This is a genomic window from Bacillus sp. LBA3-1-1.1 (assembly GCF_040676495.1).
Lineage (GTDB): Bacteria > Bacillota > Bacilli > Bacillales > Bacillaceae_G > Bacillus_A > Bacillus_A nitratireducens.
Genome location: NZ_JBEGIB010000018.1, coordinates 45,199 through 66,218 on the forward strand (window position 1 = coordinate 45,199; position 21,020 = coordinate 66,218).

The 21,020-nt window shown below is 35.9% G+C and carries 21 protein-coding genes and 2 pseudogenes; 16 read left to right on the forward strand and 7 right to left on the reverse strand.

The annotated features are described in order from the left end of the window. Window positions 1-47 precede the first annotated feature (47 nt). The 3 genes from MRBLBA3_RS15055 (at window position 48) to MRBLBA3_RS15065 (ending at window position 2,565) form a co-directional block, all read left to right on the forward strand. Window positions 48-605 (forward strand): ABC transporter permease, encoded by a 558-nt coding sequence (locus MRBLBA3_RS15055; RefSeq protein ID WP_363381903.1) that lies wholly within the window; start codon window positions 48-50, stop codon window positions 603-605. Between the two features lie 108 nt (window positions 606-713). Then, window positions 714-1,625, forward strand: a complete 912-nt coding sequence (locus MRBLBA3_RS15060; RefSeq protein WP_363381905.1) for an ABC transporter ATP-binding protein — start codon at window positions 714-716, stop codon at window positions 1,623-1,625. After that, window positions 1,618-2,565, forward strand: a complete 948-nt coding sequence (locus MRBLBA3_RS15065) for an ABC transporter permease (protein ID WP_000482781.1) — start codon at window positions 1,618-1,620, stop codon at window positions 2,563-2,565. The genes MRBLBA3_RS15060 and MRBLBA3_RS15065 overlap by 8 nt, the downstream gene beginning before the upstream one ends. A 22-nt stretch (window positions 2,566-2,587) precedes the next feature. On the opposite strand, the gene MRBLBA3_RS15070 is transcribed toward MRBLBA3_RS15065, so the two are convergent. Next, window positions 2,588-3,748 carry a M20 peptidase aminoacylase family protein gene (locus MRBLBA3_RS15070; RefSeq protein WP_363381907.1) on the reverse strand — a complete coding sequence of 387 codons (1,161 nt, stop codon included), beginning with the start codon at window positions 3,746-3,748 and terminating at the stop codon, window positions 2,588-2,590. Window positions 3,749-3,836: 88 nt separating this feature from the next. Beyond that, window positions 3,837-4,745 carry an EamA family transporter gene (locus tag MRBLBA3_RS15075; RefSeq protein ID WP_000947052.1) on the reverse strand — a complete coding sequence of 303 codons (909 nt, stop codon included), beginning with the start codon at window positions 4,743-4,745 and terminating at the stop codon, window positions 3,837-3,839. Window positions 4,746-5,067: 322 nt separating this feature from the next. Here MRBLBA3_RS15075 and MRBLBA3_RS15080 point away from each other — a divergent pair, with 322 nt between their 5' ends. From MRBLBA3_RS15080 to MRBLBA3_RS15090, 3 genes are all read left to right on the forward strand, one after another. Next, window positions 5,068-5,217 carry a peptidase T gene (locus MRBLBA3_RS15080; protein ID WP_309442985.1) on the forward strand — a complete coding sequence of 50 codons (150 nt, stop codon included), beginning with the start codon at window positions 5,068-5,070 and terminating at the stop codon, window positions 5,215-5,217. Between the two features lie 16 nt (window positions 5,218-5,233). Further along, window positions 5,234-5,941 (forward strand): cytochrome c-type biogenesis protein CcdA, encoded by a 708-nt coding sequence (gene ccdA, locus MRBLBA3_RS15085; protein WP_001152684.1) that lies wholly within the window; start codon window positions 5,234-5,236, stop codon window positions 5,939-5,941. Window positions 5,942-6,031: 90 nt separating this feature from the next. After that, window positions 6,032-6,538, forward strand: coding sequence for a CcdC family protein (locus MRBLBA3_RS15090; RefSeq protein ID WP_001028637.1), 507 nt, complete (start codon window positions 6,032-6,034; stop codon window positions 6,536-6,538). Window positions 6,539-6,600: 62 nt separating this feature from the next. Here MRBLBA3_RS15090 and MRBLBA3_RS15095 read toward each other — a convergent pair. Beyond that, window positions 6,601-7,269 (reverse strand): annotated as a pseudogene (locus tag MRBLBA3_RS15095) (DUF11 domain-containing protein); the annotation flags it as partial. Between the two features lies 1 nt (window position 7,270). Here MRBLBA3_RS15095 and MRBLBA3_RS15100 point away from each other — a divergent pair. Beyond that, window positions 7,271-7,627 (forward strand): annotated as a pseudogene (locus MRBLBA3_RS15100) (hypothetical protein); the annotation flags it as partial. Between the two features lie 30 nt (window positions 7,628-7,657). On the opposite strand, the gene MRBLBA3_RS15105 reads toward MRBLBA3_RS15100, so the two are convergent. Beyond that, window positions 7,658-8,098: a DUF2621 domain-containing protein gene (locus MRBLBA3_RS15105; RefSeq protein ID WP_000889392.1), complete on the reverse strand. Its 441-nt coding sequence runs from the start codon at window positions 8,096-8,098 to the stop codon at window positions 7,658-7,660. 103 nt (window positions 8,099-8,201) lie between these two features. Next, the gene (locus tag MRBLBA3_RS15110; RefSeq protein WP_000262392.1) at window positions 8,202-8,498 is read right to left on the reverse strand and encodes a hypothetical protein; all 297 of its coding nucleotides are present in this window, start codon (window positions 8,496-8,498) and stop codon (window positions 8,202-8,204) included. A 244-nt stretch (window positions 8,499-8,742) separates the two neighbouring features. Between MRBLBA3_RS15110 and MRBLBA3_RS15115 the strand changes: the two genes are divergently transcribed. Continuing rightward, window positions 8,743-9,330: an AAA family ATPase gene (locus MRBLBA3_RS15115; RefSeq protein ID WP_242399292.1), complete on the forward strand. Its 588-nt coding sequence runs from the start codon at window positions 8,743-8,745 to the stop codon at window positions 9,328-9,330. Continuing rightward, window positions 9,327-9,899: a DJ-1/PfpI family protein gene (locus MRBLBA3_RS15120; protein WP_363381913.1), complete on the forward strand. Its 573-nt coding sequence runs from the start codon at window positions 9,327-9,329 to the stop codon at window positions 9,897-9,899. The genes MRBLBA3_RS15115 and MRBLBA3_RS15120 overlap by 4 nt, the downstream gene beginning before the upstream one ends. A gap of 13 nt (window positions 9,900-9,912) precedes the next feature. Here MRBLBA3_RS15120 and MRBLBA3_RS15125 read toward each other — a convergent pair whose 3' ends face one another. Next, window positions 9,913-10,860, reverse strand: coding sequence for a class I SAM-dependent methyltransferase (locus MRBLBA3_RS15125; protein WP_363381916.1), 948 nt, complete (start codon window positions 10,858-10,860; stop codon window positions 9,913-9,915). Between the two features lie 197 nt (window positions 10,861-11,057). Here MRBLBA3_RS15125 and hutP point away from each other — a divergent pair, with 197 nt between their 5' ends. The 6 genes from hutP (at window position 11,058) to MRBLBA3_RS15155 (ending at window position 17,791) form a co-directional block, all read left to right on the forward strand. Beyond that, on the forward strand, window positions 11,058-11,498 hold the full coding sequence (hutP, locus tag MRBLBA3_RS15130) for a hut operon transcriptional regulator HutP (protein ID WP_000926519.1): 441 nt from the start codon (window positions 11,058-11,060) through the stop codon (window positions 11,496-11,498). A 103-nt stretch (window positions 11,499-11,601) separates the two neighbouring features. Then, a complete protein-coding gene (gene hutH / locus MRBLBA3_RS15135; RefSeq protein ID WP_363381919.1) occupies window positions 11,602-13,119 on the forward strand; it encodes a histidine ammonia-lyase in 1,518 nt (505 codons plus the stop codon). A gap of 23 nt (window positions 13,120-13,142) precedes the next feature. Continuing rightward, complete coding sequence (gene hutU, locus MRBLBA3_RS15140) at window positions 13,143-14,801, forward strand: urocanate hydratase (protein WP_000416940.1); 1,659 nt, start codon at window positions 13,143-13,145, stop codon at window positions 14,799-14,801. A 12-nt stretch (window positions 14,802-14,813) separates the two neighbouring features. After that, on the forward strand, window positions 14,814-16,085 hold the full coding sequence (gene hutI, locus MRBLBA3_RS15145) for an imidazolonepropionase (protein WP_363381923.1): 1,272 nt from the start codon (window positions 14,814-14,816) through the stop codon (window positions 16,083-16,085). Then, window positions 16,064-17,035, forward strand: coding sequence for a formimidoylglutamase (hutG, locus tag MRBLBA3_RS15150; RefSeq protein WP_363381926.1), 972 nt, complete (start codon window positions 16,064-16,066; stop codon window positions 17,033-17,035). The genes hutI and hutG overlap by 22 nt, the downstream gene beginning before the upstream one ends. Before the next feature lie 294 nt (window positions 17,036-17,329). Continuing rightward, window positions 17,330-17,791, forward strand: coding sequence for a CarD family transcriptional regulator (locus MRBLBA3_RS15155; RefSeq protein ID WP_000486322.1), 462 nt, complete (start codon window positions 17,330-17,332; stop codon window positions 17,789-17,791). Window positions 17,792-18,330: 539 nt separating this feature from the next. Here MRBLBA3_RS15155 and MRBLBA3_RS15160 read toward each other — a convergent pair. Continuing rightward, a complete protein-coding gene (locus tag MRBLBA3_RS15160) occupies window positions 18,331-19,425 on the reverse strand; it encodes an NAD(P)-dependent alcohol dehydrogenase (RefSeq protein ID WP_363381929.1) in 1,095 nt (364 codons plus the stop codon). Between the two features lie 430 nt (window positions 19,426-19,855). Here MRBLBA3_RS15160 and MRBLBA3_RS15165 point away from each other — a divergent pair, with 430 nt between their 5' ends. Beyond that, complete coding sequence (locus MRBLBA3_RS15165) at window positions 19,856-20,983, forward strand: alkene reductase (protein ID WP_363381932.1); 1,128 nt, start codon at window positions 19,856-19,858, stop codon at window positions 20,981-20,983. The last annotated feature ends 37 nt before the right edge of the window (window positions 20,984-21,020 follow it).

Genomic DNA, 21,020 nt, shown 5'->3' on the forward strand with positions numbered 1-21,020 from the left:
AGTAGTATAGAATGAGTATGGTATGAAGTAAGGTAGGGGAAGAATATATGTCTTTATGTCAGTTAGTGAGAAAAAATATAAGAACATTTGCTGCCAAAAGGATGAAGCAATTCATGTGGGTTGCTATGAGTACTATGATTTTATTTTTTATGATATCGCTCCAATTTAATGAAGGAGCTATTGGGAAATTAGAGACTACACTTTTATTTCAAATGAGCTTTTACATGCTGTTTATTGTATTCATTTTTATTTGTATTTTTACTACATATAAAATAACGTTTTCTCTTTTGCAAGTGAGGAAAGAGGAAATTAAATCTTATGTAGCAGAGAATAGGAAGAGAAATGACGTACTATGTTTATTATGTCAGGAGCAATTATTTATTTATGGAGCAGCGTTTGTTTTTGGATTAGTGAATGGGATGTTATTTTTGAAATTATTTACGATTATCTTTATGAAAATAGCAGGAATACAAGGGGTAAATAGTGCACCGATTACAATATATGCAATAGTAGTTGTTAGTATAATTATGATCGTTATCGTCCTATTATCGATGATGCAATGTTTTCGATTTGTTCAAAGTTTACAAGATGAAAATTCATTTTAATTCAAGGAAAAGGCATGAGAAATCATGCCTTTTCCTATTTTACACATAAAAATAATCATGTTACAGTGTAAACACCTGACAAAGAATGGGAAGGAAAGGTTGTATAGTATGACAAATGAACAATCAATTGTAAAGGTTGAGCGGTTAACGAAGCAAATCGGTTCAAAGACACTTGTAGAAAATATTAGTTTTGAAGTGAAAAAAGGTGAAGTAGTTGGCTTATTAGGACCAAATGGTGCTGGAAAAACGACTTTAATGAGAATGATGGTCGGCATGATTCGTATGACAGAGGGCGAAGTTTGGATTGACGGTCAATCTGTAAAACAGCAATTTGAGAGTACTGCTGCGAAAATTGGAGCAGTAATTGAGACACCGGAATTTTATCCTTTCTTAAGCGGCTATGAAAATTTAACATATTTCGGACGAATGAATGGCAACGTAACCGAAGAACGTATCGATGAAGTAGTGCAATTGCTAGGGATGGGACAAGTAATTGATCGTAAAGTAAAAGCATATTCACTCGGCATGAGACAACGTTTAGGAATTGCTCAAGCGCTTATTCATGATCCAGATGTATTGATATTAGATGAACCAACGAATGGATTAGATCCTAGTGGAATACATGAAATGAGAATGTACATAAAGAAAATTGCACATGAACAAGGAAAAGCGGTACTCGTATCTAGTCACTTACTTTCAGAAGTTGAATTAATGTGTGACAGAGTTATCATTATTCAGCACGGAGAATATGTCGCGACGCAAAATATTCAGCATAATCAAAGCGAAGAGATGGAGACAATCCGTATACGTGTAGATGATGCGAAGAGAGCGGCAGAAATGTTAGACCAAGATGTTTTAATAAAAGGTAATGATCTACTTATTAATGTAAACGATGAAGAAATCCCGAATGTTATTCGTACATTGCTTGAGAAAAATATTCAAGTGTATCGTGTATATGAAGAAAGAAAAACGTTAGAAGAGCAATTTTTAGAATTAACAGGGGGAAAAGATATTGTTTAATTTAGTTTATAACGAGTTGTATAAAATATTTAAGCGAAAGCGAACGATTATTCCTTTTGCAGTTATTGCAGTATTAATTATTGGATTAGGATGGGTTACGGTAAAGTATTTAGAGCCAGAAACAAAAGGGTGGAAAGCCGATTATACAGAACGAACTGTAGAAATTGAGAAAAAACTAGGCATGAAAAAAGAAGCTATTTTAGCAGAACGGTCTGGGGATGAGCTGGTAAAGGAATATCAGCTTAAGATGAAGCATTTAGATACAGATACAGCACCGGCAAGCAGCTCTCCGCTTTCTTTCATGAGAGATACAGGTTTTATCGTATTTCCAATTTTGCTTCCGTTTATTCTCGTGTATGCAAGTACAATTTTTGCGAATGAATATAGCTGGGGAACATATAAATTTTTAACGATCCGTCCGGCAAATCGATTTAAAATATTAACAGCTAAATTTTTAGCAATCGTTATATTTGCAGCGTTATTGTTTATATTTAATATGATTTTCTCCGCTTTATGTGGACTTGTTATTTATAAATTCCAACAGCCTGCATGGAGTGAATTTATTTTCCAAGATGGAAATATTATAAAACAAAATATTTTTATGGAAGCAAGTAAGTATTACGTTTTATCGTGGCTACCAACTCTTGTGTATGCTGCATTTGCCTTTATGATTTCCGTTTTAACTAGATCGAGCGGAGGTGCAATCGGGATTTCTCTATTTCTCGCATTATCAGGGGGGATAGCGCTAATTCCGGCAGCAAGATATGAATGGGCGAAATATTTATTACCAGCGAATACAGATTTATATGGGCTTTCAAAGGGTGGGAGCTTTATTGATGGGGTAACATTCCCATTCGCTTCTTGTATGCTTCTTCTGTATTTAATTGTATTTCTAGGGATTTCCTATACAGTATTTATAAAACGAGATTTAACCGCATAAGCAAAAGCCGTTAAGGATTAACTTAACGGCTTTTTGTATGTGCTAATTGATGAATAGCCTTTTCGGCTAATAAGGCGAAATACTCCGCGCTAATAGGTAATGCTTGCTCATCTACTGTAAAAGCTGGATGATGCCATTCATGTGTACCACTCGTTCCCATAAAAACGAATGAACCAGGTATTTCTTGTTGATAAAAAGAAAAATCTTCTCCGGCCATTGATGGTGTAGGAGAGATAACGTTTAGCTTCATTTGCTCTGCAATTTGAATAGAAAGATTAGTGAGTGTTTTATCGTTATGAGCAGCGGGAGGTCCTGGGTAAAATCGGAATTCTGTTTTTACACCTAGTGCATCAGAAACCCCTTTAATAATACGCTCCATTAATGCTGGAATCTTTTCGCGTGTTTCAGCTTGGAATGTACGTACAGTTCCTTCTAACGTAGCTTTTTCAGGAATAACGTTCCACGTATTTCCTGAATGGATATTTGTAACACTAACAACTGCATTATGAGATGAACTTATATTTCGACTTACAATTGTCTGCAGTGCCATAACAATTTGAGAGGACGCGACAATAGGGTCTACCCCAGCATCTGGTACAGCTGCATGTGTACCAACTCCGTGAATTTCAATTTCAAATCGATCGACCCCGGCCATCAGTGGACCATCTTTAATACCGATTGTACCTACTGGTAAATCCGGTTTATTATGCATACCGAAAATAGCTTGCACACCATGTAAATGCCCGGCTTCAATTACTTTGCAAGCACCATTGCTACTTTCTTCAGCTGGCTGGAATATAAAGCGTACAGTTCCGCTAAGAGAAGATTCTTTTTCTTTTAATAAATAAGCGGCACCTATAATAGCAGCTGTATGAAAATCATGCCCACAAGCATGCATTTTACCAGGAATTTTTGAAGTGTACGGTAAATTTGTTTCTTCTTGAATAGGAAGGGCATCAATATCAGCACGGATTGCTATAATTGGTCCGCTATTATTCCCTGAAATTTCAGCAATAACGCCTGTTTCTAAACTAGAATTTATAATCGTAATGTTTTTCTCGTCTAACCAATTTTTTATAGTCTTCGTCGTTTCAAATTCTTCGTATGATAATTCTGGATGCTCATGTAAATTTCGACGAATAGAAATTAGCATCTCAGTTAATTGCTCTAGATTTGCTGCCACGTATAATGCCTTCTTTCTTAAATAAAGTATTTACATTAAGTATACAATAAGAAAAGAGAGGATTCTCAAATGAAAATCCTCTCTCGTTTTATGCTGCCAATTTTTTGTGTGTATGATGTTTACGATAACGTCCACGCATTGCATAGGCAATTTGCGGGATTGCAATACCGATTAAAATAAGTGATACACCGATCCATTGTGAAGAGAGCACCGCTTCTTTTAAAACGAATACAGACATAATTGTTGTAACTGGTAGTTCTGCTGCACCAAGAATAGTTGCTAATCCAGAACCGATTTTTGGAATGCCAATTGTAAAGGCAATAGATGGAATAACGATACTAAATATTCCTAATCCTAAGCCATATTTCCAAAGCCCTTGAGAAATGGAACCGTTCATAATAAATGTTGGCGGGAATACGAGCATTACTAAAGTTAAAGCACCAGCCATTAAAAGAACACCGCGCGGTAATGAAGGCACTTCAACAGCAACTTTTCCGCTCACGAAAATGTATGTTGCGAATGTAACGGCAGATAATAAACCTAGTATGATTCCAGTCGTATCGAAATCACCTGCTGATTTTTCTAGTAAACCACTTGATAAAAATGTACCTACAAGTAAGAAAATAACCGAAATAACTTTTTCTCTTGAAGGTAATGTTTTCGTTGCGACTGCTTCAATGATAATCCCAACCCAAACGAACTGGAATAAAAGTATAATTGCAATAGAAGCTGGTACAGTTTTTAATGAAGCATAATAAAAAATTCCAGTAAAGCTTGCCGATGTTCCTGCAACGAATAAAATTAACGCTTGTTTTAATGGAACACGGTGTCTAGAAAATAGAAGTGTAATAGTAAGCAAAATAATCCAGCCGAACAAATATTGGCTACCAATTACCTCTCCGAGTGAAAATCCTTCTGCATAAGCAAGTTTAACAAAAATAGCTAAAATCCCATAACTACACGCTCCTAATAGAACTAAAAGAGAATAACGAAGCATGAAAAATTCCTCCCATCTATATGAAATTGTTCCGTAACGGACATATATAACTAGAGGGAAGTATACAAAATTAAAAATAAAGGGTCAACTGAAAGAAAAGTGCGACATTTTATAGAATAATAATAAAAGTATGATATTTATGCATAATCTTGAAATTAATAATAATTAAAGTATTGTAAAATCAGTGTTGCATTGTATAAAGACAGCATTTGAAAAAAATATTTTTTTAGGTCAATATGTGTGAAGTTAATTGTAGTGTGCTAAGTATTTGAGAAACTGTGAAACCTTTGTTATGTTAGTAACAATTAGAAAGAGCTTCATCATCCAATTGAGATTGTTCTATATAATAGAAGGAAATGAAAACGTTTTATTAGAAACTGTTTGTATGGGTAGTTTTTCTTATTATCACGTTGTTAAAGTGAGTTCACGAATTGTTCATAGTATTTTTATGTGTTTTTGCTACAATATGTAAGGAGAGGAGTGGAATCATGCAAGATATTAGTATTTTTTTAGCGTTTGGTGCTGGGTTTCTATCATTTATTTCCCCATGTTGCTTACCGCTTTATCCGGCATTTTTATCATACATAACAGGTATGTCGGTTTCTGAATTGAAAGAAGAAAATGCAATGCTTCGTAAAAGAAGTATGATACATACAGCGTTTTTCTTACTTGGATTTTCAATTATATTTATTGCAATTGGGTTTGGTACAAGTTTTATTGGAGGCATCTTTACAAATTATAAAGATTTAATTAGACAGTTAGGTGGTATATTTATCATCGTGTTCGGTCTTATTATTGTCGGTGTGTTTAAGCCAAAGTTTTTAATGCAAGACCGTAAATTTACTTTTAAAAATCGTCCGAGTGGCTATTTTGGATCCGTTCTAATTGGATTGGCCTTTGCTGCAGGGTGGACGCCTTGTACTGGACCTATTTTAGTGTCTGTCATTGGATTAGCAGCAACAAATCCAGAATCAGCAATGATTTATATGATAGCATACATACTTGGGTTTGCTATCCCATTTTTCGTGCTATCATTCTTTATTACGAAAATGTCTTGGATTAAAAGAAATAGTATGAAATTCATGAAAATCGGGGGATACGTTATGATTGTCATGGGTATCTTCCTATATTTTAACTGGATGACGAAAATTATCGTATATTTCTCAAGTTTATTTGGTGGTTTTACCGGTTTTTAGTATTATTCTGTGAAAATGTTGGAAATACTAACGGAAAAGCATATAATGAAAGTATATTTTGCATATAGCCACAAAAAAGGATGAGAAAATATGAACATAGTTGTTTTATCCAGTATCGTTGCTGTTTGTATGGCTGTTGGTGCGATGTTTATTCGTTTAAAAGCAGCTAAGAAACCGGCAACATTGAAAAAAATTATACTTCCACCATTTTTTATGAGCACGGGAGCGTTGATGTTTGTTTTTCCTGAATTTCGATTAACTCCAGCAGAAATGTTAGAAGCAATTGGCGTCGGTTTGTTTTTCTCTATTTTTCTTATTAAAACATCTAAATTTGAAATTAGAGGACAAGAGATTTATTTGAAGCGTTCAAAAGCATTTGTTTTTATATTAATTGGATTACTTGTCGTGCGGATTGTATTTAAAACATACTTAAGTCAATCTCTTGATTTAGGACAACTTAGTGGCATGTTCTTCTTACTGGCGTTCGCGATGATTGTGTCATGGAGAATTGCTATGTACCGTTCCTTTACGAAATTACAGAAGGAAATGGAAAAAGAAGATGGTTTTTATAATGAAAAAGATATGAAACTAACTTAAAAACTGTATATGTATAAAATAAAAAGACAGCGTTTTTTGACGCTGTCTTTTTATTTATATTGTTAACATCTTCTGTCCCAGCCGCGGCGTATAAAACGTTCCCCATTAAAGAAACAATTCAAATTTGGCGAGACGAATGGACCGATAAACGGAATAATATTTGGTTCCGAAGTCTCATCAACAGGAATCGGTGGTTTAGTAGGATCTGGTCTCACTGTATATCTAACTCGCGCTGTATTTCGGATAAGCCCGTTTTGTGGCGTACTTGTTACTTGCACGATGAAGCGAACGATAACCGATTCACCTGGATTAACAGTTTCAATAAGAATACCAATAGTTGGATTACTTCCAGGACGTGAAACACCGTTTACTGTTACTGAATTTGGATAGAAAGTAACTTCGGGAGGTAGTGGATCGGTAATGAGTACATTATTTGCAGGGGTAGCGCCATTGTTAGTAAAGGTAAGTGTATATGTGATGAAGTCACCGAGCTCCACACTATTTACATTTGCGGTCTTAATGAATGTGTTTGGCACATTAGGGTTTACTTCTATCGTAATTGGTGGTGTTGTTGTCGTTGTTGTGACAGGTGGTCTAGTAGGATCAGGTTGAGAAGTATACGTAACTGTTGCGATATTTGTAATCACTCTATTAGCTGGAAGTGTAATAGCCTGTACTTGGAATGAAATAGTTACTGATTCTGATGGATTCAAGGTTCCAACTGGAATTCCTAATGGTGATACAGATGCGACTGCGGATACATTTGTTTTAAATGGTAGAGCACTTTCAGGACCTAACAATGCTAATCCAAATTTTTTCGCCTCACAAGTTAATAATTATTTAGGGAATTTAGATACAGTAGGTAGCTTCGCAGACCGAAATATGCCTATTGGAACTGCTGCAACGAATCGGCGTGCTGAATTTGATGTGACGAATGTTCCTGCGAACGGTGTATTAACAGCGGGATCAACTTCTACGTCAGTTAATATTCCAAATACATTTGATTATATTTATGCTGGTGCTGTAGGCTTGCAAATAGAGTTGGGAGAGGCTCGTCTAGTTGCTACAAAATCAGTAACTGTAAGTTAAAAAAGATTGCCATAAGCTAGCAATCTTTTTTTACGAAGGGTATTTTGTTAGTAAAGATTGATAATGAGAATAATCAATCTCTTTTTCTTGTAGTTTTTTAACTAAAAATTTATGATCACGCTTTGGTGTGGCGATGATATATCCTTTAATAATTAAATCTTGTGTAATTTTAGAGGCATTTTCTTGTAATGCTAGTTCTCCGATTTTGCCAGCAATTTTTGATTTGGCAACATCGCGAAACAGTTCTGGAACAGGACTTACGAGCTCTTCTAACAATTGTTTTTGTTCGTCATTCCATAAATGTCTCGTTTTATTTATGTAATGCTCTTCCCAATCTAAAATGGACATACCGTCTTCTTTCGGTAATCGTTTTAAAAATTTTCTGAACATAAAGTATCCACCGATAGACATAAGTCCTAATAAAATAACAGTCCATAATACAATAAACCAACTGAACCATCCTTCGAGCAAGTATATCCCCCCTTAATGATTGCGGTTTTCTTTTATTCATATTATAAACAGTGAGATTCATAGAAAGCAAGAACGCTTGGTCAATTTGACCAAGCGTTATAGTTTAAACGAAGTATAGTTGTTCAACACATAAATTATTATTATCGTCTTCAACGTACTCAATAATAAGTGTGCCAACTTTACGATCTTTATCTTCAGTTGTGAAAATAGAGTAAGAAGTAAAACGCGCTGTTGATAGGCCGCTTATATGTGTAGGTAAAGAAATGTAGTCGTTATCGCGGAAGAATTCCATTAGTTCAATATCTTCAAATTCTTTTCGGTCAACTTGTTTGTTTGTATAGCGGCGTTGAAGTTGTTTTAAAGATGCATTCCAAGAAATTGCTTTTGTGTCGTATACCATTGTTCTATCTCCTTACTGTATGTAATTATTAAGAACATACGTTCTAATCTAGTATACTCTTTTTATAAGAAAAGGGAAAGCAAAAAATAATGTAAGCTTGGATTTCCAAGCTTACATTATTTTGCGTCCGTCATAATCTCTATTTTTTATTATAAGTTACATAAGAATAAGAAACAAGATGCTATATATTATGTTGATAGTTTTCAAAATTCTGTATATTATCAATGTATTATAAGAAAAGGGAATGAGAGGGATGGTATACGTAATTTCACTTCAAGGACCGATGGCAAGTGGAAAAACAACATTGGCCAAAAGCTTAGAGCGATGTGGGCTTTCAGTTATATATGAAAATCCTTATCCAATTGTAGAAAAGCGAAAAAAATTAAATTTGGATATGTGTACAAAAGAGGGGTTTATTACAAATCAAAAAATGTTTATTGAAGCAAAAATAAAAGAATTTCAAAATGTGAAAAGTTCAGTCGTGATTTTTGATCGTGGGCCAGAAGATATTGAATTTTATACACTCTTTTATCCGAAAGTTATAGGGAAAGAGTGGGATATAGAAACAGAATTAAAAGATGAATTGTATAAATTAAGAGAATGCCGTTCGGATGCAATTTTTTATTTAGATGTTTCGAAAGAAAATTTATATGATAGAAAAAATAATGACAGGGCAAGAAATCGAAGTACATTCGAGGAACAATTTAAATTAGTAGAAACTGAAAAAGAATGGTATAAACAATTTCCTGTAACTTATGTGGACACGAATACATTAACAGTGGATGAGTTAGAAGCATATTTTATGGGCTGGCTAAAGGAGAAAGGACTATGAAAAAAATATTATTATTCGTATACCCAACATTTGCGGAGTTTGAAGTTACAGTAGCGACAACATTGCTGAAAAATAAATATGAGATTATTACAGCGGGTTTAACAAAAGAAATGGTTATAAGTGAAACAGGCTTGCAAGTACAGCCGCACATAGTACTAAATGAAGTGCGTGTAGAAGAGTATGAGGGGATTCTTATTCCAGGTGGAGATGAAATACATATGGAAGAGGCAGAACTGCTTTTTTCAGTTATTCGTCAATTTTCTGAGCAAGAAAAATTAGTGGCCGCGATTTGTGCTGGACCGTATGCGTTAGCAAGAGCAGGTTTATTAAAAGAAATCTCTTATACAGTCACCATAGATTATCAAAAATTAGATTGTTTTTCAGTAGAAAATTTTGTGTATACAGAAGTTGTACAGCACGCAAATATTATTACAGCACAAGGACATGCATTTGTACCATTTGGACTAGCGATTGCCTCTTATTTTGGAGTGGCGAATGAACATGATACAAATTTTTATCGTGGAAAGGGCAATATAATGATGGAGAACCTTTTACCGGAAAACGTGTAAAAGCTAGCATTTGCTAGCTTTTTTCTTTTTTACATTGATAAATCGCTATCGTTTTCGGATCGCGCCATATACCGTTGTGAAGTGATAATTCATTTTCTATTTCTTCTTTTAGCCATTTCTTCATTTCAGTGTGAAGATATATATTATCAGGTATATTTAGCGACGGAAACATGCTAGAAATATAGTTTATAATTGGAGAGGCATGATGGAAAACGAGTGCATTATGAATAATTGTTTCTTCAACAGTTGAAAAAACAGATTGTAGTATCTCTTTACCATTTTCTAAACAAAATGGAGCTACTGTTGGTGATGTTTTTGGTAAGTCAAATGCGTCTAGCATGCTGTTACACATTTCAACTATACGAGGCATTGAAACTTTAGAATTTGTTGTAGCTAAAAGTGAGCCGCCGGGACGAATTACTTTATGGAATCCTTGAATTGTTTTTTCGACATCTTTCATGTGATATAACATATGTCTTGCGACAATCCAGTCATAGCAATTAGCGTCGAAAGGAAGTTTACTAGCATCTCCCAGTTTCCATTCAATTATGTTATTCTTTATTGCAGCTTCAGAAAGCATAGTTTCCGATTGATCAAATCCGGTTAGATGTCCTTTATGACCGTTCGTTTGTAAAAGGGAAAGGAATTTTCCATTAGCGCATCCGACCTCTAATATTTTTTCTTCTCCTTGAAGTTGTAAATGTTCCATGACGACTTCATCTACATTCACTCGTTTCTCTTCAAAATGTTTATGTGTATCGATACGTGTTTGTAAATGGTTGCTTACGCTGTATTGGCGTTTTACATCATTCATTTTTTCACATTCCACCTTCGTGCAAAATTGCTGGACCGCATGTGTTAATACGTCTGTTTTATTTAAACCTTCGTAATGGAGTGCCGATTCAAATCTTTCAAGTAATTTTTCTTCAATTCGAAAATGAATATCTTTACGCTTTGCCACTGAAATCTCGCTCCTTTGCATCTGTTAGTGAGACTATAGCACGTCTGAAAAAAATCTGTAAATAAATTGTGTACACAAGTATGAGAGGGATAAAAAAATTACTTGAATACTATTTTAAACTATTGACGATTTAAACGTTTTCATATATTCTTAAATTAAGTAATATTCAAATAATTCAAAAGAAATGAGAGAGTCACATGCTTCTTCAAGGAACACATCGAATTGGTCGTATGGCCATGTTGTTGGCACTTGCGGATGAGAATGAAAGCCCTGTATTATCTATTCCAAAAGGTTGGAAATATTGTACGGGGAAAGTTGGTTCGATGAATTCGCAAAAAGTTGTAGCAGCAATGGAAACAGCGGCTAAGAGCAACCGAGTTATTGAAACAGACGTTTACAGAGAAACACATGCACTTTATCATGCAATTATGGAAGCTTTGTACGGAGTGACGAGAGGACAAATTCAGTTAGCAGACGTTCTTCGTACAGTAGGACTTCGCTTTGCGATTGTGCGCGGTACACCATACGACGGAAAGAAAGAAGGCGAATGGGTTGCTGTTGCATTATATGGAACGATTGGTGCACCTGTAAAAGGATCTGAGCATGAGGCGATTGGTTTAGGAATTAATCACATATGATTTGCCCATAGTCTATTAGTTAGAAGGGGGCCTTACTTTTTTAGGACAGAAGTCTGTCTTAAAAAGATAAGGTCCCCTTTTGCCTTTATAAGGAGGAAAAAGAATGATTACGCTAACAGGACACACATTGACAGTTGAAGAAATGAAGAGGTTGTTACTTGAAGGTGAAGGTGTAACAGCTTGCCCAACTAGTATGCAAAAGGTGGCAGAATGCCGCGAAGTTGTCGAGAAAATTGTAGAGGACGGAAAAATCGTTTACGGTATTACAACTGGTTTTGGAAAGTTTAGTGATGTGCTTATTCAAAAAGATGATGTAAAGGCACTTCAGCACAACTTAATTCAATCACATGCATGCGGGATAGGCGATCCATTTCCTGAAGAAGTATCACGCGGTATGTTAATTTTACGAGCGAACACGATGCTTAAAGGAGTATCTGGTGTTAGACCGCTTGTTGTAAATATGCTTCTTGAGTTTGTAAATCGTAAAATTCACCCAGTCGTTCCGCAACAAGGTTCACTTGGTGCGAGTGGCGATTTAGCACCTCTATCTCATCTTGCTCTTGTTTTATTAGGTGAAGGTGAAGTGTTCTATAAAGGGAAAAGAGTTCATGCGATGGTTGCTCTTACAGAAGAGGGACTGGAGCCGATTGAACTTGAAGCAAAAGAAGGTCTTGCATTAATTAATGGTACACAGGCGATGACAGCGCAAGGAGTACTATCTTATATAGAAGCAGAAGCAACGGCTTATCAAGCTGAATTAATTGCCTCTATGACAATTGAGGGATTACAAGGCATTATTGATGCATTTGATGAAAATGTGCATAAAGCACGCGGTTATAAAGAGCAAGTGGAAGTAGCGAGCAGAATTCGTGACATCCTTCAAGATAGTAAGTTAGTGACAAAACAAGGAGAACTTCGTGTACAGGATGCATATTCACTTCGTTGTATCCCACAAGTACACGGTGCTTCTTGGCAAGTTTTAAATTACGTGAAAGAAAAATTAGAAATTGAAATGAATGCAGCGACAGATAACCCACTTATTTTTGATGGCGGGGAAAAAGTAATTTCAGGTGGTAACTTCCACGGACAACCGATTGCATTTGCGATGGACTTCTTGAAAGTTGGAATGGCAGAACTTGCAAATATTTCAGAGCGCCGTATTGAACGCTTAGTAAATCCGCAATTAAATGACCTACCACCATTTTTAAGTCCAGAGCCAGGACTTCAGTCTGGTGCAATGATTATGCAATATGCAGCGGCTTCACTCGTTTCAGAAAATAAAACGTTAGCACATCCGGCGAGTGTAGATTCAATTCCGTCGTCAGCTAACCAAGAAGATCACGTGAGTATGGGAACAATCGCTTCACGTCACGCACATCAAATTATTCAAAATGCAAGACGCGTTCTTGCGATCGAGATGATTTGTGCGATGCAAGCAGCGGAGTATCGAGGAATCGAAAATATGAGTACAGTGACGAAGAGCTTCTACCATCAAGGTCGTCAACAAGTACCTTCTATTACAAATGACCGCATATTCTCAACGGATATTGAAAATATTACACATTGGTTAAAAACGAATTATTCGATAAAAGAAAGATTAGATGTAAACGCAGCACTATAAAACGAGAAAAGGGAGAGATTGAAATGGAAAAAGTACAACAAACAATTCGCGCGCCAAGAGGCACTGAGTTACAAACGAAAGGATGGGTTCAAGAAGCTGCACTTCGTATGTTAATGAACAATTTAGATCCTGAAGTTGCTGAAAAACCAGAAGAATTAGTTGTATATGGTGGAATTGGCCGTGCAGCTCGTAACTGGGAAAGCTACAATGCAATTGTTGATTCATTAAAAACGTTAGAGAGCGATGAAACGTTACTTGTTCAATCAGGAAAACCAGTTGCAATTTTCAAATCACATGAAGATGCACCTCGCGTTCTGTTAGCGAACTCAAACTTAGTACCAAAGTGGGCGAACTGGGATCACTTCCGTGAACTAGAGAAAAAAGGTCTTATGATGTACGGCCAGATGACAGCTGGTAGCTGGATTTACATTGGAACACAAGGGATTTTACAAGGAACATATGAAACATTTGGTGAAGCGGCACGTCAACATTTCGATGGATCATTAAAAGGTACAGTAACACTTACTGCTGGTTTAGGTGGTATGGGCGGTGCACAACCTCTTGCTGTAACGATGAACGGCGGTGTTGTAATTGCTATTGATGTTGATAAGCGCAGCATCGATCGTCGTATTGAAAAGAGATATTGTGATCTGTATACAGAGTCTTTAGAAGAAGCATTAACTATTGCGAACGAGTATAAAGAGAAGAAAGAACCGATTTCAATCGGATTGTTAGGAAATGCAGCGGAGATTTTACCAGAACTAGTGAAGCGTAATATCACGCCAGATTTAGTTACGGATCAAACATCTGCTCATGATCCATTAAACGGTTATATTCCAGTAGGCTACACGTTAGAAGAAGCAGCGAAACTTCGTGAAGAAGATCCAGAACGTTACGTACAATTATCAAAAGAAAGTATGAAAAAACATGTGGAAGCAATGCTTGCTATGCAAGAAAAAGGCGCGATTACATTTGATTACGGAAATAACATTCGCCAAGTTGCTTTTGATGAAGGTTTGAAAAATGCATTCGATTTCCCAGGATTCGTTCCAGCATTTATCCGTCCGTTATTCTGTGAAGGAAAAGGACCGTTCCGCTGGGTAGCGCTTTCTGGTGATCCAGAAGATATTTATAAAACTGATGAAGTAATTTTACGTGAGTTTGCTGATAATGAGCATTTATGTAACTGGATTCGTATGGCTCGTCAGCAAGTTGAGTTCCAAGGTCTTCCATCACGTATTTGTTGGCTTGGTTACGGTGAGCGCGCGAAATTTGGTCGCATCATTAATGAAATGGTGGCGAATGGTGAATTATCAGCACCAATCGTTATCGGTCGTGACCATTTAGATTGCGGATCAGTAGCATCTCCAAACCGTGAGACAGAATCGATGAAAGACGGCAGTGATGCAGTAGCAGACTGGCCAATTTTAAATGCATTAATTAACAGTGTAAACGGTGCGAGCTGGGTATCTGTTCACCACGGTGGTGGCGTTGGTATGGGTTATTCACTTCACGCTGGAATGGTTATTGTTGCAGATGGAACAGAAGCAGCAGCAAAACGTATTGAGCGCGTATTAACTTCTGACCCTGGTATGGGTGTTGTTCGTCACGTTGATGCAGGATATGACTTAGCTGTGGAAACTGCGAAAGAAAAAGGCGTTAACATTCCGATGATGAAATAAGGAGGAGAAAACATGCTGGACACTTTACTAATAAATATCGGTCAATTACTAACAATGGATCAAGAAGATGGCTTGTTAAGAAGGGAAGCGATGAACACGCTTCCTGTTATTGAAAACGGTGTGGTTGGAATTGAAAACGGCGTAATTACTTTCGTTGGAACAGCGGAAGAAGCAAAAGGGATTCAGGCGAAAGAAGTTATTGATTGCGGCGGGAAAATGGTTTCTCCTGGTCTTGTTGATCCGCATACTCATCTTGTATTTGGTGGATCTCGTGAAAATGAGATCGCGCTGAAATTACAAGGAGTTCCGTACCTAGAAATTTTAGAACAAGGCGGAGGTATTCTTTCAACTGTAAATGCAACGAAGCAGGCGACGAAAGAAGAACTTGTTCAAAAAGCGAAATTTCATTTAGACCGTATGCTATCTTTCGGTGTGACAACTGTAGAAGCTAAGAGTGGTTACGGATTAGATGATGAGACAGAATGGAAACAATTAGAGGCAACGGCGCAATTACAAAAAGAGCATCCAATCGATTTAGTTTCCACATTTTTAGGTGCTCATGCAGTTCCGAAAGAGTATAAAGGTAGATCAAAAGAATTTTTACAATGGATGTTAGATCTACTGCCAGAAATGAAAGAGAAGCAATTAGCTGAATTCGTCGATATTTTCTGCGAAACAGGTGTGTTCTCTGTAGAAGAATCAAAAGAATTTTTATTAAAAGCGAAAGAGCTTGGCTTTGATGTGAAAATCCATGCAGATGAAATCGACCCTCTTGGTGGTGCGGAAGCAGCTGCTGAAATTGGTGCAGCATCAGCGGACCATTTAGTTGGCGCTTCTGATAAAGGAATTGAAATGCTTGCAAACTCTAATACAGTAGCAACGTTATTACCAGGAACAACTTTCTATTTAAATAAAGAAAGCTTCGCTCGTGGTCGTAAAATGATTGATGAAGGTGTAGCGGTTGCTTTAGCTACAGACTTTAACCCAGGTAGCTGTCCAACTGAAAACATTCAGCTTATTATGAGCATTGCGATGCTAAAACTGAAAATGACACCAGAAGAAGTTTGGAATGCCGTAACGGTTAACTCATCTTATGCTATTAATCGAGGCGATGTAGCTGGGAAAATTAGAGTTGGTCGTAAGGCAGATTTAGTTTTATGGGATGCTTACAATTATGCTTACGTACCGTACCATTACGGCGTAAGTCATGTAAATACAGTGTGGAAGAATGGTAATATTGCATATACAAGAGGTGAACAATCGTGGAGCACGGCCACTATTTAAAGAAAAATGCAAAATTTATTGATCGTGAAGTGACGAAATGGAGTGAGATGATTAAAGATTGGGAGGAAGGCGTAGAAATATTCGGTGCAGCCTTAATTGGTGCACCCCTTTCTAAACCATCTATTAGTCATTCAGGGGCATGTTTTGCACCGAAAACAATTCGTGCGATGTTAGATGCATATAGCACGTACGCAATTACAGAAGAACACGATATGAAAGAAAGTGTTCTTCATGATTGCGGTGATATTACGATGCATGTGACAGATATAAAAGAAAGTCATAACCGGATTGCGAAAACAGTTGGTCATTTGACGAAAGTAAACCCGAAAATGATACCGATTGTTCTTGGTGGTGACCACTCGATTAGTTTCCCGAGTATAACAGGTTTTGCAAATAGTAAAGGAAAGGTCGGTATTATTCAATTTGATGCCCATCATGATTTACGCAATTTAGATGATGGTGGTCCATCAAATGGTACACCGTTCCGTAGTTTACTAGAAAATGATGTGATTACAGGAAAACAACTCGTTCAAATCGGAATTCGTAATTTTTCAAATGCACGTACGTACCATGGATATGCAAAAGAGCATGGCGTGACAGTGTATACAATGAAAGATGTAAGAGAGCGAGAAATAAAAGATCTTATTTCAGAAAGTATTGAAGTATTAAGAAAACAAGGTGTGACTTCTATTTATATTTCTCTTGATATGGACGTATTAGACCAAGCGTTTGCGCCAGGCTGTCCAGCAATTGGCCCTGGTGGAATGGATAGTACAACTTTACTTGATGCAATTGAATTCCTTGGTAAAGAGCCACTCGTTCAAGGGATGGATATAGTAGAAATTGATCCAACTCTTGATTTTAGGGATATGACGAGTAGAGTAGCTGCACAAGTGATTATGAGTTTTCTGTTAGCGCGAGAAACGATTAGTAAACAGGTTAGTATATAAGCGAAGAATTGTGTGTGTGAAGTTTTGAAGTAACCGTTTTTGTCTTTCATGTTGCATATTATATAAAAATACATCGCTACTTATATGTAGTGATGTATTTTTTGTTTTACAAGGTATTTAAAATTGGAGGAAAAGGTAAAAAAAATGCGGGTTCTTTAGTGTTTCTGTACAGATTGAATTTTTATGTATAAATAAATTGACATGGAAAATAATTTTGTGATATTATAAAAATTTTGCTAAAAAAATAAATGTGTGTTATGCTTGAGAAGGTTACCATATATGGAGGTGGATTATTTGTTTCAAATTGGCGATAACATTGTTTATCCAATGCACGGAGCAGGTATAATTAAAGCCATAGAAGAAAAAGAAATTTCAGGGGAAAAACAACAGTATTATGTTATAAAAATGTCGGCTAGTAATATGGAAGTAATGATTCCTATGGGGAAAATATTGAATTCAAATATACGACCAGTTACAACTCTAAAGGCATTAACACACATAATAGATGTTTTTCAACATGGAGAATCAGATAGATTACTTACGTGGAAACAAAGGTATAAATTGAACACTGATAAAATAAAAACGGGTAAAATACAAGAAGGTGCTGAAGTTGTACGTGATTTATTACGTATGCAGAAAGAAAAAGCACTTAATGCAAGCGAAAAGAAAATGTTAGATAACGCACATGAATTTTTGATTAGTGAACTGGGATTAATTGAAGGTATCACAGAAAATCAAATAAAAAGCTTTTGTTAAGATTCATTACAAATAATGTATTACATCCCAAAAAAGGACTTGAATTTTTTGGGAGCATAATTATAGAGAATCAATCATTTCAAAGACATTCAACTCTTTCAAACCACTTTTAGAGCATTAACCTCTTTTGTTATTACTACAATCAAATCCATTTTTATTTTTTGATTTCTTTTACGAATATTCGAAGTTTAATTAAATACTTCGATAAAATAGTTACTTAATTTTTGCAATCCTGATTCACACTGGCACGGACGAGGAGCCGTAAGGATGAAAGAGAGGTAGGGCTTTCATTGTTTTAGGTATATATAAGTTATTATTTTTAGAAGAATACTGAATCACTCTCACTTCTATTGTTAAAGGTTTTTTATATGTGAAGAGATAATAATTGTTTATTTTCTTTATATAAAAGAGATAAACGAGTTGTCATCCATATTTGGTCAACTAAAAAAGGTTTCCTACTTAGGAAACCTTTTTAATTTTATTTATTCCAGTTCAGGATATTTTTATTTTGTTAGTTATCGGGAAAAAGTAAACGAATATTACTCCATTACAATAATTGGTTTAATCGTTTTTCCTGTTTTAGAATCTTCAAATGCTTGAGCAATTTCTTCAAAAGAATAGAATTGAACAAACTTATCGAATGGGAATAGTCCTTTTTGATAGAAATTAATTAATTTTGGAATGAATAGTTGTGGTACTGCATCACCTTCAACTACCCCTTTAATTGTAATAGCTTTTACGACAATTTCATTTGTTACGTTTAAAGTTAAATCTTTTTTACCAACAGCAACAGTTGCCATTGTACCTTTTACTCGTAAGCATTGAATGGATTGCAGTGTAACAGTATTTACGCCAGTTGTTTCAAATGAGTAATTAGCTCCACCGTTTGTAATTTCTTTAATTTTGGCAACTGGATCTTCGTTTAAGCTATTAATCGTGTGTGTAGCCCCTAATTCCTTCGCTAATTCTAAACGACTATCATGAATATCAATGGCAATAATTGTAGTACATCCAGCAATTTTAGCTGCCATTAAGCCACTAAGGCCAACAGCACCAGTTCCAAATACAACTAGGCTACTACCTGGTTTTGGCTGTAATGAATTTAGGATCGTACCGCTACCAGTCATAATTCCACAACCAAGTGGTCCTAACAAACGTATATCAACATCTTTTGGTACTTTTACAGCATTATTCTCATCAACCACGGCATGGTATGCGAATGAAGATTGGCCGAAGAATTGAGAAATGTCATTATTGTTAAGATCGTGTATAGGTGTTACATTGCGTTTGTTTTTTCCAGAGAAGTTTAATTCAATCATATTTTCGCAAGCGCCAGCATTACCATCTAAGCAATTTTCACAATGACCACAGTAAGCGAACCCAAGTACGACATGGTCACCAGGTTTAACAGAGGTTACATTACTTCCCACTTTTTCTACGATACCAGAACCTTCATGTCCTAAAACAACTGGTTTTGGTGTTGGCATTGTACCATCTAAAACTGTTGCATCTGTATGACATATACCCGAAGCGATAATCTTTACTAATACTTCATCGTCTTTAATCTCGTCTAAGTATACTTCTTGCATATTAAAATCTTTTTCAGGTGTAGAAACGATAGCTTTTGTTTTCATTGTTATCCTTCTTTCTAAAAGTTAAATAAGAAAAAATACTTTCAACTATCTAAGAATCTTTTATTAGTTCCTAAAATTTCGTTGGTATAATTAAAAAACAAATGAATTATTGAAACCTCGTTAGTTTAAGTTTGAACATAGTACATTGGAAACAGGTTCTTTTTTGTTAGTAAATAATTAAATAATTAATTACCAATATATTCTATAGTAATAAAACTAGAAAAAAAAAACATCCACTTAATAAGTATTTTCCTCATCCACTTACTGGACATTAGAATAAACAGTAGAGTCCTGAATTTCAGAATCCTTGAAGTAAAAAACGGTTAGTTTTATTATACGAATATTCCTACATAAGAGCGTATAAATTGACGTTACTATCTAAAAGTAAGTATGATGCGATTATAGTTAGATTTTTTTAGGGGGAAGAAAAATGACAAGTTCAAATAATAAAGCGGCAAGTATTTATGAAGGAACAAATATAAACGCTTGGGGGTCTTTTGATAATATTGAAGAAACGAAGTTATTTCATCCGATTCAAATTGGATCTTGGTCTCTTCGTAATCGCATAGCGATGGCACCGATGACGAGATGTTTCGCGAATCATGAAACGGGAGTAGTTGGTACTGATGTAGTCGAGTACTATAGAAAGCGCGCAGCTGATGGAGTTGGATTAATTATTACAGAGGGAATCGTCATTAGCTCAAGAGCAAAAGGAAATCCAGGAGTACCAGGTATTTATACACAAGCGCAAGTCGATTCTTGGAAACCTGTTACAGAGGCAGTACATAAAGAAGGCGGAACGATTATTGCTCAAATATGGCATGTTGGACGTATGAGTCATCACGAAATAATTGGTGGTCAAATGCCGCAAGCACCTTCTGCTATTGCTGCGGAGGGGAATGTTCCTCGTTTTCGTAAACCATTTGATACACCAGAAGCAATGACAATAGAAGAAATAAAAGAAGTTATCGGTCAATATGCACAAGCTGCAAAGAATGCGATAGAAGCTGGATTTGATGGTGTAGAAATTCACGGTGCACACGGATATTTAATTGACCAATTTACTTATGAATTTGCGAATAAGCGTACTGATAAATACGGCGGTGACTTAAAACAAAGGTTAACGTTTATGAAAGAAGTTGTTCAGGCTGTAATTGAAGCAGTTGGAGCTGATAAAACGCTTCTTCGCTTCTCTGCCTTTAAAGGTGATAATCCTACTTATATGTGGGAACATCCTGAACTTGCAATTGAAACGTTTGTAAATATGTTTAAAGAAGTTGGATTAACGATGATTCACCCTTCAACGATGAATTATACGCAAGTTATTGCTGACGGTAAGAATTTTCATCAATTAGTAAGAAAGTATTGGGATAGTACTATCGTAGGAGTAGGTAATTTGAATCCGAAAGAGGCAGAAGAAGCACTGCAAGAAAAAACAATTGATGTAGCGGCGTTTGGAAGACCATTAATCGCTAATCCGGATTTTGTTCATCGAATTAAAAATGCTGAAAGTTTAGTTGAATATGATGCGAAAGAGCATCTTGCTACGTTAATCTGAATAAGGATAAAAGGAGAACACATGAAGTGTTCTCCTT